Here is a 13,307-nt window from a genome sequence, read left to right as displayed (position 1 = left end):
GGCTACCGCACGCCACCCTGGAGCTGGCTCCGCAGCTCCGGCGTCATCTGCATGCCGACCCGGTCGACGAGCAGCGTCATCTCGTACGCCACCGTCCCGATGTCGGAGTTCGGCGCGGCCAGCACGGCCAGGCTGGACCCGTCGCTGATCGACATCAGGAACAGGTAGCCGCGCTCCATCTCGACGACGGTCTGGTTCACGAAGCCGGCCTCGAAACACCGGGCGGCACCGGTCGTCAGGCTCACCAGCCCGGAGGCGACCGCGGCGAGCTGGTCCGCGCGGTCCTTCGGCAGCCCTTGCGAACCGGCCAGCAACAGGCCGTCGGCGGAGACGACCACGGCGTGTGCCGCGCCCGGAACCCGTCGCACGAAGTCGGTGATCAGCCAGCCGAAACCGCTCGACTGCTGTGCCGATGCCGTCATGTGCCTCCTCACCGGTCGAGCCTGCTCTGCGATTATTCCGACCAGGGTATTGCCGAACCGTGCCCTGGCGAACTGCCGCGCGGGGTCATCTCACACCGATTCACCCTTCCGGCGGCAGTGTTACCCGATCACCCCGGTTGTAACGCGCGGTCCCGGTTGATCGCGTGCTCGACGACGGTGATGAGCACCTGTTTGGCCGACTGCTTCTCACGCGCGTCGCACGCGATGATCGGCACCGCCTCGGAAATCGTGAGCGCGTGCCGGACGTCCTCGATCTGGTGGTGGAGCAGGCGGTCGAAGCAGTTGATCGCCACGATGTAGGGCAGGTTCCGGTTCTCGAAGAAGTCGATGGACGGGAACGCGTCCGACAGCCGCCGCGTGTCGACCAGCACGACCGCGCCGATCGCGCCGACGGCCAGGTCGTCCCACATGAACCAGAACCGGTGCTGACCGGGCGTGCCGAAGACGTAGAGCACGAGGTCGTCGTCGAGCGAAAGGCGCCCGAAGTCCATCGCGACCGTCGTGGTCGCCTTGTTCGGGGTCGCGGAGACGTCGTCGACGGAGACGCTCGCCTCGGTCATGACCGCCTCGGTGGTCAGGGGATCGATCTCCGAGACCGCACCGACCAGCGTCGTCTTGCCCGCACCGAAGCCGCCGGCGACCACGATCTTGGCCGACTGCGTCGGTCCCGCCGCGGCCGACGTGTTCGCGTCGGAGTCAAATTCTCCGAAGCCCACTGAGCACCCTCTCCATGAACTCGATACTGGGACGATCGCCGACGACCGACGTCGTGGAATGGATCATGACCAGGCCCTGGTCGACGACGTCGCCGATCAGCACGCGGGCGACCCCGAGGGGCATGCGCAGGTACGCCGCCACCTCCGCCACCGAGCGTGTGTCCAGGCACAGGCCGCAGATCGACCGGTGCTCGGCCACCCGCACCCGTTCGAGCATCCGTCCCCGCTCACTGGTCGAGACGAGCGCCTCGATCGCCAGATCGTAGCTGGGGCGGGTCCGGCCGCGCGTCCGGAAGTACGGACGGACCAGACCCGAGGACGTCTCCTCGGCGGCCACCGGCGCCGGTACCGGCGGAAAGCTGGGATGGCTCTCCGAGGTGGGCGTCGGCAGCTCACCGGCCGGGGCCAGCGGCCCATTGTAGTCACCGAACAGATCCGCCGCGGGACCGGACAGGAGCCGCTCGGTGGAGAACTCCGGATACTCGGTCGCGCCATAGCCCGGTGGCTCGGCGCCGGCGAGGTCGCTGGACTGCCTCTCGCCCGCCGAGGCCCGTCGCAGGCGCCAGGCACGATCGACCTTGGCCCGGAACCTGGTCCAGTCCTCGGTCCGCGCCGCCTGCGCCTCGTCGGGCCAGTCGGTCTCGGCGTCGTCGTCCAGCCGGCCCGAGCCCAAGCCCGTCGGCTGCCCACCGTCCACTGCAGTCCCTCTCGTGCCCGGCGCGCTCAACCGCGCGCGGCTCCCTGGAGCTGTGCCCGCATTTCGGGCGTCATCTGCTGGCCAACGCGATCCACCAGAAGCGTCATCTCATACACCACGAGGCCGATGTCGCTGTCAGGGGACCCCAGTACGGCCAGGCACGAACCGTCCGAAACCGACATGAGGAACAGGAAACCGTTGGCCATCTCGACCACGGTCTGCGCCACGGGCCCGCCCTCGAACACCTTCGACGCGCCCCGCGCGAGGCTGGTCAGACCCGATGCCACCGCGGCCAGCTGGTCCGCCCGGTCCTTCGGCAGCCCGCGTGACGCGGCCAGCAGCAACCCGTCCGCCGAAACCACGACGGCGTGCGCCGCGCCTGGCACCCGGTGCACGAAGTCCGTGATCAGCCACGCGAAACCGTTCCGCGGCGCCTGCGGCGTCGAGCCTCCCGGCTGAAGCGATCCCGCCCGTGTCACTCCTCACTCCTCACTGCCTCATCCGGCGGGGTGGTTTCCCCGCCACTCACCTGGGCTCCCTGGTCGGAGGGGCCCGGCGTGCTTTCCTGCAGCGCGTGACGGCCACTGGTGTAGCCGCGCTGGAAACTCGCCATGCGTTCGCGTGCCGTGTCCGCGGAGCGGGCCATCGCGACCCGCCCCGGCCTGCCGGCGGTCGTGTCGGTGAAGGCGTCGGGCTCGCCCGACGAGATCGACCCCGGGACGAGATGGGCGTTGGGCACCCGCTTCGGCAGACCGGCCGGAGTGATCTCCTCCTCCCGCGACTCGAGCAGTGACTGCGCCGCGCGCCAGCCGTCGTCGGAAACACTGTGCCAAAGATCCCCGGTTTTGTCCTCGGCCGGAACAACTTCCTCGGCCGCCGGTGCCGGTTCCTCGTCGAGCTTGCCGATGACCACGTCCGGTTCGTCCCCCTCCTCACTGAACCACCGCGACACAACCGACTGGTAGATGGGCAGGCGCTTCGTGGGCACGTCGTCGTCGAACATGCTCTCGTTCGGCGGCAGCGGCTCCTCGGCTGGCTGCTCGGTCACCGGGATGTACTGCGGCTCCCGCTTGGGCAGTGCCAGCTGCCCGAACCGGTCCTGTTCCTCCCCGCGCCGTGACGGGAAGCCGTTCGCCCGCGGCTGCTCGGCGGGTGGCTGATCCACGCGGGGCCGCTCCTGCGCCTGGTCCGGGCGCGGCTGGTCGGCCCGCGGCTTGCCCCGGCTGAGGAACGCCGCGTCGGACGAGCCCGCGACCAGGTCGTCGAGGCTGATCGGCTGGTCGAGCGGCCGCAGGACGCCGGTCTGCGTCTGCTCCTGGGGCAGCGGCTGCTCGGCGGGCTCGCGGCGGGCCAGGTTGGCCGGCGTGCGCTGGGCCGGGACCGGCGGCAGGCTCGGCGACGAGGTCTCGGCCGGGCGCGGCGCCGGCTCCTTCGCAACCGGGCCCAGCAGGTCCGGCGGGACGACGACGCGGGCGATGACACCGCCGTCGATGTCCTCGTTCTCCCGCAGGCGCACCTCGATGCCCTGCCGCTGGGCCAGTCGCGCGACCACGTACAGACCCATCCGCCGCGTCACCGACACGTCCAGGTCCGGCGGATCGGCGAGGCGCTTGTTGGCCTCGGTGACCTGCTCGGGCGACATCCCGACACCGCGGTCGGTGATCTGGATGGCGAGCGCCTTCTTGCGGGTCACCACCGCGCGCACACTGACCTTCGTCTCCGGCTCCGAGAAGTAGGTGGCGTTGTCCAGCAGCTCGGCGAGCAGGTGAACGAGATCGTGCACGGACGGCCCGCGCACCGCGACCTCGGGGATCGTGCCGACGTCGACCCGCGCGTACTGCTCGATCTCCGACACCGAGGCGCCGATGACGTCGGCCGCGGACACCGGCTTGGGCACGGACTTGCTCAGCCCCGCGCCGGACAGCACCAGCAGGCTCTCGCCGTTGCGGCGCAGCCGGGTCGCCAGGTGGTCCAGCTCGAACAGGCTCGCGAGGTGATCGGGGTCTTGCTCGTCGGCCTCCAGCAGGTCGATCACCGCGAGCTGGCGCTCCACCAGACGCTGGGAGCGGCGCGAGAGGTTGACGAAGATGCCGTTGACGTTCTCGCGGAGCAGCGCCTGCTCGGCCGCCAGCCGGACCGCCTGCCCATGCACGACGTCGAACGAGCGGGCGACCTGCCCGATCTCCTCCGTGGTGCGCACCGGCACCGGCGCGATCGCCTTCGCGGCGGCCTCGGTCGGGTTCGCCTCGTTCATGATCCGTTCCACCGCGTCCGGCAGGTGCACCTCGGCGACCTGCAGCGCGGTGGTGCGCAGCGTGCGCAGTGGCCCGATCAGCGAACGGGCCACGACGTACATCAGCACGAGGACGAGCAGCAGTCCGGCGAGAATGATCGCGATCGTGATCAGCAGGCTCTGCTGCTGCGCGCTGATCAGGCCGTCGGTGTAGGACGAGGCGCCGTCCAGCAGCCTGTCCTGGACCTGGCTGATCAGGTCGAGGGTGTCCGAAGAGGACTGCGCGACGGCGCCGGGGTCGATGGCCAGCGCGAGCGGCGGGTTCGCTTGGGCACGCAGCAACGCGAGCTGCTGCAGGGTGAACCGCTGGGAGACCTCCGGCCCGGACAGGGTCGTCGAGTAGTCCAGCTGGGCCTCGGGCGTGGCGACGGCGTTGAACCGGTCGATCGCGGCGACCAGGTTCGACTGCGCGGTCGTCAGGTTCTTCAACTCGGCCGGGTCGAACTTGCCGCGGATGGCCGCGCTGCGGAGGTAGGAGTTCTGCTGCGCGGAGTACTCCTTGGCGTCGGCGAGGAAGCCGAGCGTTTCGTGGCGGTCCTGCAGGCCCTGGTCGGTGACGTCGGCGTCGAACTCGTCGGCGATCAGCTGGAGCGCGTCGATGACCCCGGTGTAGCCCGCCTGCGCGGCGAGGCTCGGGAACTCGGCGGCACCCGCCGAGGACCGCAGCTGGCTGAGACCGTCGAGCCGCGCGAGGCCCTGCTGGTAGCGGGCGGAGGTGGCTTCGTCGCTGATCGCGGCGACATCCCCGACCGCGCCGCGGACGGTGTCGGCGGCGGTCTCGGCGGTACTGATGGCGTTGTCGAGCTCGGTCCGGTCGGCGGGGCGCCCGGAGGCGATCCAGGCCGACATCGCGTCCCGCTCGCGTTGCAGCGCATCGACCTCGGAAGCCACCTTCTGGCTGAGTTCGATGCGTTGTTCGGCGTGCTGGTAGACGGTCATCGTCGCGAAGCTGTCGTAGACGCGCAGGCCGGCCAGCGACAGCGCGGCAGCGGTCGGTACGGCGACCACCGCCGCGATCTTCGCGGTGACGCGCCAGTTCGCCAGGCCGCGCACGCGACGCCCGGAGCCACCACCGGTCGATGCTCCGATCGCGTTGTCCTGCACGCCGACGTCGTTACTCTGCGCGACAGGCGACTCCGCCGGGGACACTGCCTTGCGACCGCGCTCCCCGCTCGTGGGCTGGGGCACCGAGGACTTCCTTCCCGGTTCGTGCTGTCCAGTTTCCGCGTTTCCGCTCTCGGGTCCCACGCCATGAGAACCAGGACGTGAATGGTTAACACGGGGCCACCCGATCGGGGGTAGAGGCTATCGGCTGCCGGGACGAAAAGGAAGCCGGGCAGAGGCCGCTCACCACGAACTTTGCCGGTCCCCCGGGTGACGAATTCTCACCAACTGTCCCAACGAGAAGGCGAAGACGCATCACGCTGCGTGAATCGCACCGGGGGTTGATCAGTGTTACCTATCTCACTATCCGGAAGAGACGGCGGTTCTGTGACACGTGGGCGGTGAATGTCCCACAGCGGCCGGGAACACCTAACCGTGACTTGACTCAGCCGTTGGACCTGCACAATCCTGCGCCGTAACCCGTGATCTACTCCCACCCGTTCGGGTACCCCTTGCGTTACCGAGAGTAGATAGGGACAACAAGGCTCATACGGCCAGGAGGGACCCCGCACACCATGACGGCATCAGTTCGGCGACGACGCCTCGCTGCCCTGCTCACAGCAGTGGCACTGGGCACGGTGACAGCCTGCTCCTCGGGAGAAGGAGCGGTGCCGACCGACAGCGGCACGGGGCAGGAGCAGAGCCTCCTCGACCGCGCGCCCGTCGCGTCGGAGGCGGACCTCGCGACCAGCCCGACCGCACAGGCGATCAAGCAGCGCGGGCAGATCCTCATCGGCAGTCAGCTGGACACGCCGCTGCTCTCCCAGCAGAACCCGACCACCGGCCAGACCGAGGGTTTCGACGCCATCCTCGGCCGCCTGCTCGCGAAGTACATCCTGGGCAGGCCGAACACGAAGATCGTGAACTCGACGTCGCAGATCCGGGAGGCGCTGCTGCAGAACAGCACCGTCGACGTGGTCCTGCACACCTATTCAATCACCCCGACCCGCGCCGAGAAGGTGTCCTTCGCCGGGCCGTACTTCGTGTCCGGGCCCGCGATCATGGCACGCAAGGGCGATTCCGCCGTGACCAAACCGCAGGACCTGAAGGGCAAGAAGGTTCTCGCGGTGACCAACTCGACCGGCGCCGCGTTGCTGCCGCAGTACGAACCCGAGCAGATCATCACCCTGAGCTCGAACTCGGAGTGCATGGCCGCGCTGGAGCAGGGGCGCGCGGACGCGTACGTGAACGACCTGACGCAGCTCGCCGGCAACGCCGTGACCAACGACAAGGTGCAGGTCAACAGCGGTACGTTCGGGCAGGACCCGTACGGCGTCGGCATTCGCCACGGCGACGAGACGTTCAAGCAGTTCATCAACGACTGGCTCAAGAAGATCCAGGCCGCGGGGCTCTGGCAGGAGGCGTACAAGCAGACGCTCGGGACGGTCATCCCCGGTGACGCGCCCGCGCCGCCCGCGACGGGTTCCGTTCCCGGCTCGTGACCGGGTGGACCGACTTCGTCGGTGAGTTCGCCGAAGGTGCGCTGAACACGGTTCTGCTGACCGTGTTCAGCGCACTCGGCGCGATCGTCGTGGCCGTGGTGATCACGGCCTTCCGGATTTGTCCTGTTCGCCCGTTACGCGCGTTCGGCACGGGTTATGTCGAGTTGTTCCAGAACATTCCGCTCGCGGTCTGGCTGGTGCTGTTCGTCTTCGCTTTGCCGGTGGTCGGAATCCAGTTCGCCCTGTTCCCGACGGCGGTGGTCGCCACCGCTTTGTACATGGCTTCGTATTATGCGGAAACGCTGCGGTCCGGAATCAACGGAATCGGAACGGGCCAGGCCGAGGCGGCGCGCGCGCTGGGGCTCGGGTTCGGCCAGACGCTGCGCTGCGTGATCCTGCCGCAAGCGCTGCGCACGATCGTCCAGCCGCTCGGGAACGTCACCATCCAGCTGCTGATGAACACGGCGCTCGCCGCGGCGGTCGGCGTGATCGAACTGACCGAGGCGACGAACAGGGTCAACCTCGCCCTGGCCGAGCCGCTGCCGCTGTACGTCGGTGCCGGGGTTTGTTACGCCGCGTTGGCGCTGATCATTTCCGGGGTGGCCGGGCTGGTGGATCGGAAGCTGGTGCTGCCCCGATGAGCGGCCGGGACGGCGCCCGGCGCCCGCACGGCGGGCGATGGCGGTCGGACGGTTGGCACACTCGCGCGTCCGGAGCGACTTCTCCCGTCATCGGCCCCATCATGACTACCGCTTCGACCGCGCCACGAACGGCCCCATCGTGCTGAACCAGGCAGGCTCGCCATGACCTCCGTACTCTTCGACGTCCCCGGTCCACGTGCCCGGCGCCGGACCCGCATCGCGACCGTCGTCGCGATCGTGGTCGGTCTGGTGCTGGTCGCGCTGGCCGTGCGGCAGTTCGCGATCAACGGGGAACTCACCGCGGAACGCTGGGCGCCGTACGGGTCCTGGCCGATGTGGCGGTACCTGCTCGGCGGCCTCGGTGGCACGGCACTCGCCGCGGTGCTCGCTGTCGTGCTCGCGATGGCAGTCGGGTTGCTGGCGGCGTTCGGGCGGATCTCGCGGCTGTTCGTGTGCCGCGCGCCGTCCCGGGCGTACGTCGAGGTCGTGCGGATCATCCCGCTGCTCCTGCTGATCTACTTCGCGATGTTCGCGCTCCCCCGCTACGGCCTCGACCTTCCCCTGCTGTGGAAACTCGTCCTGCCGATCGCGGTCTCCCGCTCGGCGCAGTTCGCCGAGATCTTCCGCAGCGGCTTCCGTTCACTCGAAGCGGGCCAGGGCGAAGCCGCCGCCGCGCTCGGCATGCGGCCCGCCCAGTCCATGCGGTACGTGATCTTTCCGCAGGCCATCCGCCGCGTCGTCCCGGCACTCATCAGCCAGACCGCCGGCGTCGTCAAAGACACCTCGCTCGGGATCGTCGTCAGCTACGCCGAACTGCTGCAGAGCGGCAAGGTTCTCGCCGGGTACAACCGTCTCCTGATCCAGACCTACCTGGTGATCGCACTGCTCTACTTCGCGATCAACTACGCGCTGTCCCGCCTCGCCCGCGCCATCGACGCACGCCAGCGGCAAGCCGGACGGTTCGAACCGGTCAGTTCTCCGTCCCCCGCACGTCGCGGGCTCGGGCGAATCCGTTCTGCAACCGCGACATCCGATGACGCACCTCGTCGGGATCGAGCGAGAGCGTAGGCGGGTCGAACACCTTCGCCCGGCGCCGCACCTGGTGCGGAAGGTGCGACCGGCGCCCGTCGACCACCTCGTCATCGTCGGCCGACGGCCACTCCGGTTCGGCAGGCCACTCCGGCGCCTGGGCAGGCTCGGCCGGAACGCGGCGGCTGACCGGCCAGTGCTCGCCCGTCGTGAACCACTGCGACAGCACCTTCTGATACGCCGGCATCCGCTCGGTCGGCTCCTCTTCCTCCGGCGGGAAGGCATCCTTGTCGGAGGTCGGCCAGTCCACCTCGTCCGGCTGTGACGGCGCGCGGCGCGGCTCGTCACGCACCACCGGAATCGACACCGTGTCGTCCAGCTCGGACTCCGGTTCCTCCTCCGGTTCCGGCAGGGGGATCGGCGCCAGCGACGGCAACGGAACCGGCGCCGGTGGCGGCTCCGGCGCGGGCAGCGGTTCCGGCACCGGCGCGACGTGTTCGATCACCAACCCGCTGGGCACGACGACGGTCGCGACCAGGCCGCCTCCGTCCGCGGACCGCAACCGAACCTGGATGTCGTGCCGGTTCGCGAGCGTGGCGACCACGAAGAGCCCCATCCGCCGCGAAACCTCGACATCCACCTCCGGCGGGTTCGCCAACCGCTTGTTGGCGCGGTCGATCTCCGGCTGCGGCATACCCGCGCCCTGATCGGTGATGTGCACGTGCCAGGCGCCGTCCGCGGCGAGCGAGCTGATCACCGTGACCGTCTTCTCCGACGGCGAGTAGAGGGTCGCGTTCTCCAGCAGCTCGGAGATGACGTGCACGAGGTCGTTGCACGCCTCACCGCGCACGGCGATCTCGGGCATCGCGGTCAGTTCGATGCGCTGGTAGTGCTCGACCTCGGACAGCGCGGCGCCGATGATCTCCTCGGCGGCCACCGGTTCGGTCTGCGCGTCACCGAAGTCGTGTCCGGTCAGAACAAGGAGGTTTTCGCTGTTGCGGCGCATCCGCGTGGCGAGGTGGTCCAGTTCGAACAGGCCGCCGAGGGTGTCCGGGTCCTGCTCGTCCGCCTCCATCCGGTCCAGCACACCGAGCTGGCGTTCCACAAGATCCTGACTGCGCTTGGAAAGGTTGACGAACATCGCGTTGATGTTCTCCCGCAGCAACGCCTGTTCACCCGCCAGCCGGACCGCTTGGCCGTGCACCGCGTCGAACGCGCGGGCCACCTGACCGACCTCCTCGCGGGTGAACACCGGGACGGGTGCGACACCGCGGTGCACGGCCATGAAGTCGGGGTGCGGATCGGCGAGGATCTCGTCGACCGCCGCGGGCAGGCGGTGCTCGGCGACGTCGAACGCGTTGTTGCGCAAGATCCGCAGCGGCCGCAGCAGCGAGCGGCCGATGACCACGGCGAGCACCGCGCACAGCAGCAGCGCACCGAACACGGCCGCGGCGTTGACGATGGCGGAGCGGCGGGCGTCGGTGGCCAGCGCGTCACACCGTTGTTGCGTCTGCACCTGCAGCGATTGCTGGAACTGGTAGGCGAGGTCGACGGTGCCGCTGATCGCCTGGTCCCATTGGCCCGAGTCGAGACCGGACAACCGCTGCCCGTTCTCGGTCCTGGTGATCGCGAGCTCGAACAGCGTGTTCGCGGTTTGCACGTCGGGACCGGCGACCGTCTGCTCGTAGGAACGCTGCTCGGCCGGGGTGGCGAACTTGCGGTAGTCGTTCTGCGCGGCGACCAGCTGGGCGTCCGCGCCGAGCAGCGCCCGCAACCGGTCGTCGGAGACCTCCCCCTCCGCGAACGCCTGCCCGAGAACCGCGCGCTTGACCGACATCTGGTCCTTCACCCGGGCCAGCGCGTTGCCCGCCAACCGGAGGCGCGCGACTTCGGCGTCGGCGATCTCCGCCACGGCCTGGTCGGACAGGTCGAGGATGCCGGAGATCAGATCGCTGTACGAAGTCAGGACCGAATCCGCCGACGAGTTCGAGAACTCACCCGAATAACGCAGCCCGGGCAGCGCGTCGAGCCGTGACTGCGCCTCTTTCAGTTCCGCGGCACTGGCCGGGGACAACATGGACTGCTGTTCGGCAAGGTTCTGCGCGAACGCCCCGGCCGCTTGGTCCACGCGACTGCGCTGGTCGCGGACCTCGTCCAGTCCGGTCCGCCGTTCCCCGGCCACATAGCGAACGGTCAGGTCCCGCTCACGCTGCAGCTCGCTGACCACCGCGTTGACACCCGCGTCGACCCGGCTGTGCGCGGCCAGTTCGACGAGTTGGCCGGCATGCTCCAGATCGGCGCGCACGTGCAGGCTGATGAGCGCGAGGACGGTCAGCATCGGGATGAGCAGGACGGCGATCAGTTTGGTGCGCAGTCGCCAGTTCCGCAGCCGCCACCGGCTGCCTGCCCGGGTGTCCGGTCGCCGGTCCAGCGCCTCATCGCTTTCGGGACGCTTGTACCGCCGGGCCACCTGACTTCCTTCTCTAGCCGTCTTTGCCGGTCTCGGATCGGCACCGGCAGAGTCGCCAACCCCCGAGAGGGTAGCGACCCCGGACACACAGGCCCCGCCCGCGCTGCTCGTGATGCAGTCCGTCGGCGATCGTATTGGCCGCGGACCGCCCGCTCCACCCACGACGCGAAATCTTTCGCTGGGCGAGACGTCGTGTACCGACCGTGGCGTTCCGCCGTGTGTGCCAGGCCACGCCCTACTTCGCGCCGACTCCGCCGAACCCGCCGGCCAGCAACGCGAAAGCCTCCTCCGCAGCCGTCTTCGCCTGCGGAAAGACTTGGTCGGCAGGCTTTCCCGCCGAGACGGCCCGGTGGTTCTCCTGCGCCAGCTCCGAGAGCACCGCGACGATGGCCGCCGCGGCCATCCGCGCCTCGACGTCCCCGACCGCGGCGGTCTCGACGAGAGCTTCGGCCAAGGCCGCCGAAGCGATGTGGTTGAACTCCAGCATCCGGGCGAGCAGGCTCGACGTGGCGTAGATCATCCGGTACAGCGCGAGAACCTCGGGTTGGTCGTTGAGACCCGTGATCGGATCCCTCCGGTCGAGCCCGTCGAAAAAACGGTCGCGGAGCGCGTCCAACGGTGCCTGACCGTCCGGCCGGCCGCGAACCACCCGCGCGCTTTCCGTCTCGTGATCGGCGAACCGGTGCACGACCAGCGCTTCCTTCGTCGGGAAGTACGCGAAGAGCGTGCGACGCGACACTTCCGCCGCGTCGGCGATCTGCGCGATCGACACCTGGTCGAACCCGTGCTCGAAGAACAGCTCGATCGCCGCGTTCGAGATGGCTTCGCGCGTGCGCTGCTTCTTCCGCTCACGGAGGCCGCCTGCTTCGTTCACCAGTCCAGACTACCAATCTCCTTTCACTCAGTGCTACTCTGCACTCAGTCTACTTTTGCACCGAGGAGGACTTGTGGACGCCGACGTGATCATCGCGGGAGCCGGCCCGACCGGGCTGGCCCTCGCCTGCGAACTCGCGCTGGCCGGGGCCTCGACCGTCGTGATCGAGCCCCTGACCGAGCGCATCGAGCAGACCAAGGGCGGCACGATCCAGCCCCGCACCGCGGAACTGCTCGAACTGCGCGGCCTGTTCGACGCCATGCGAGCACGGGCTCACGAGCGTGAACCGGTCGGCGGCCACTTCGCGACGCTGCCCGTACCGCTGGACTACTCGGTCTGGCCGACCCGTCACCCCTTTCCGCTCTCCATCCGCCAGGACCTCGTCGAGGAGGTGCTGGAGCAGGCCGCCCTCACCCGTGGCGCCGAACTCCGGCGAGGCCACCCGGTCACTGCCGTCGAACAGGACGCCGACGGCGTGACCGTCACGGTGGCCGACCGCACCCTCCGCGCGCGCTATCTCGTCGCCTGCGACGGTGGGCACAGCACCGTCCGCAAACTGCTTCGTCTCCCCTTCCCCGGCCGGCCCGGCACCTACCAGGCCGTGCTCGCCGAAATCAGGCTCGCCTCGGTGTCCCCGCTCGTGCCCGAGCGGTCCGGGCACATCAGCGATCTGACGCGGACAGCCAACGGCTACTGGTCGATGTTCGTGCCCGTCGGTGGTGACCGCTATCGGTTCACGTTCGCCGGGGAGACCCAGGCCACGGCCTCCGGCCCGGTGCCGGAGAGCGAGATCGTCGAAGCCCTGACCGCGGTCTACGGCGAGGACGTCCGGCTGGCGCAGGTCCTCACCGCGTCCCGCTGGAGCGATGCGACACGACAGCTCGAGCAGTACCGGCACGGCCGGGTCCTGTTCGCCGGCGACGCGGCGCACATCCACCCCCCGCTGGGCGGCCAGGGCCTGAACCTCGGCGTGCAGGACGCCGTCAACCTGGGCTGGAAGCTGGCGGCCACCCTGCACGGCTGGGCCCCGGACAACCTGCTGGACACCTACCAGCAGGAACGGCACCCCGCGGCTGCTCGGGTGCTGCACCACACCTCGGCCCAGCGCGTGCTCGCGACGCCGCACCCGTCCGAAGACGTCGCCGCGCTGCGCGACATCTTCATCGACCTCCTGCGCCTGCCCGACGCCAACCGGCACCTGGCCGGGATGATGTCCGGTTTGGACACCGCGGACCGCGTGCCTGATGCCGACCTCGTCACCGACCATGGCACCACTCGCCTGTCCGCCCTGTTGCGCACCGGCCGGGGCCTCCTGCTCGACCTCACCGGCGATCACCCACTGCCGCCGGGCTGGGCCGACCGCGTCGACCGCGTCCGGGCCAAACCGGACAATCAGCTCACCGACCCGGCACTGCTCATCCGTCCGGACGGGTACCGGTGCTGGTCACCCGGCGGCGGACCTCTGGACGCGGCTCTGGCCCGTTGGTTCGGCGCCGCGAACGACCAGAACGGCCAGGACCTCAGCAACGCCGTATAAA

General features: G+C 69.4%; 11 protein-coding genes. 4 read left to right on the top strand and 7 right to left on the bottom strand.

Annotated elements, in window-relative coordinates:
• Nucleotides 1-2: 2 nt before the first annotated feature.
• From HNR02_RS12640 to HNR02_RS12620, 5 genes are all read right to left on the bottom strand, one after another.
• Entirely contained in the window at nt 3-422 is a 420-nt protein-coding gene (locus HNR02_RS12640; RefSeq protein WP_179773375.1) for a roadblock/LC7 domain-containing protein, read from the bottom strand.
• 128 nt (nt 423-550) lie between these two features.
• Entirely contained in the window at nt 551-1,159 is a 609-nt protein-coding gene (locus HNR02_RS12635) for a GTP-binding protein (RefSeq protein ID WP_179773374.1), read from the bottom strand.
• Nucleotides 1,140-1,856 carry a DUF742 domain-containing protein gene (locus tag HNR02_RS12630; protein WP_179773373.1) on the bottom strand — a complete coding sequence of 239 codons (717 nt, stop codon included), beginning with the start codon at nt 1,854-1,856 and terminating at the stop codon, nt 1,140-1,142. The genes HNR02_RS12635 and HNR02_RS12630 overlap by 20 nt, the downstream gene beginning before the upstream one ends.
• 26 nt (nt 1,857-1,882) lie before the next feature.
• Nucleotides 1,883-2,335 (bottom strand): roadblock/LC7 domain-containing protein, encoded by a 453-nt coding sequence (locus HNR02_RS12625; protein ID WP_017985274.1) that lies wholly within the window; start codon nt 2,333-2,335, stop codon nt 1,883-1,885.
• Entirely contained in the window at nt 2,332-5,298 is a 2,967-nt protein-coding gene (locus HNR02_RS12620; RefSeq protein ID WP_179775884.1) for a sensor histidine kinase, read from the bottom strand. Before HNR02_RS12620 ends, HNR02_RS12625 begins: the two co-directional genes overlap by 4 nt.
• A 530-nt stretch (nt 5,299-5,828) precedes the next feature.
• Between HNR02_RS12620 and HNR02_RS12615 the strand changes: the two genes are divergently transcribed.
• From HNR02_RS12615 to HNR02_RS12605, 3 genes are all read left to right on the top strand, one after another.
• Nucleotides 5,829-6,755 carry a glutamate ABC transporter substrate-binding protein gene (locus HNR02_RS12615; protein WP_179773372.1) on the top strand — a complete coding sequence of 309 codons (927 nt, stop codon included), beginning with the start codon at nt 5,829-5,831 and terminating at the stop codon, nt 6,753-6,755.
• Complete coding sequence (locus tag HNR02_RS12610; RefSeq protein ID WP_179773371.1) at nt 6,752-7,396, top strand: amino acid ABC transporter permease; 645 nt, start codon at nt 6,752-6,754, stop codon at nt 7,394-7,396. The genes HNR02_RS12615 and HNR02_RS12610 overlap by 4 nt, the downstream gene beginning before the upstream one ends.
• A 162-nt stretch (nt 7,397-7,558) precedes the next feature.
• Nucleotides 7,559-8,464, top strand: a complete 906-nt coding sequence (locus HNR02_RS12605) for an amino acid ABC transporter permease (protein WP_179773370.1) — start codon at nt 7,559-7,561, stop codon at nt 8,462-8,464.
• Here the strand turns inward: HNR02_RS12605 and HNR02_RS12600 are convergent.
• Together HNR02_RS12600 and HNR02_RS12595 are read right to left on the bottom strand one after the other, a co-directional pair.
• Nucleotides 8,367-10,895 (bottom strand): sensor histidine kinase, encoded by a 2,529-nt coding sequence (locus HNR02_RS12600; protein ID WP_179773369.1) that lies wholly within the window; start codon nt 10,893-10,895, stop codon nt 8,367-8,369. The two genes, HNR02_RS12605 and HNR02_RS12600, sit on opposite strands and share 98 nt — an antisense overlap.
• Nucleotides 10,896-11,130: 235 nt before the next feature.
• Nucleotides 11,131-11,769, bottom strand: coding sequence for a TetR family transcriptional regulator (locus tag HNR02_RS12595; protein WP_179773368.1), 639 nt, complete (start codon nt 11,767-11,769; stop codon nt 11,131-11,133).
• Between the two features lie 73 nt (nt 11,770-11,842).
• Here HNR02_RS12595 and HNR02_RS12590 point away from each other — a divergent pair, with 73 nt between their 5' ends.
• Entirely contained in the window at nt 11,843-13,306 is a 1,464-nt protein-coding gene (locus HNR02_RS12590) for an FAD-dependent monooxygenase (RefSeq protein ID WP_312860984.1), read from the top strand.
• The last annotated feature ends 1 nt before the right edge of the window (nt 13,307 follow it).

The organism is Amycolatopsis endophytica (assembly GCF_013410405.1).
GTDB classification, from domain to species: domain Bacteria; phylum Actinomycetota; class Actinomycetes; order Mycobacteriales; family Pseudonocardiaceae; genus Amycolatopsis_E; species Amycolatopsis_E endophytica.
This window is presented reverse-complemented; position numbering and strand designations above follow the sequence as displayed.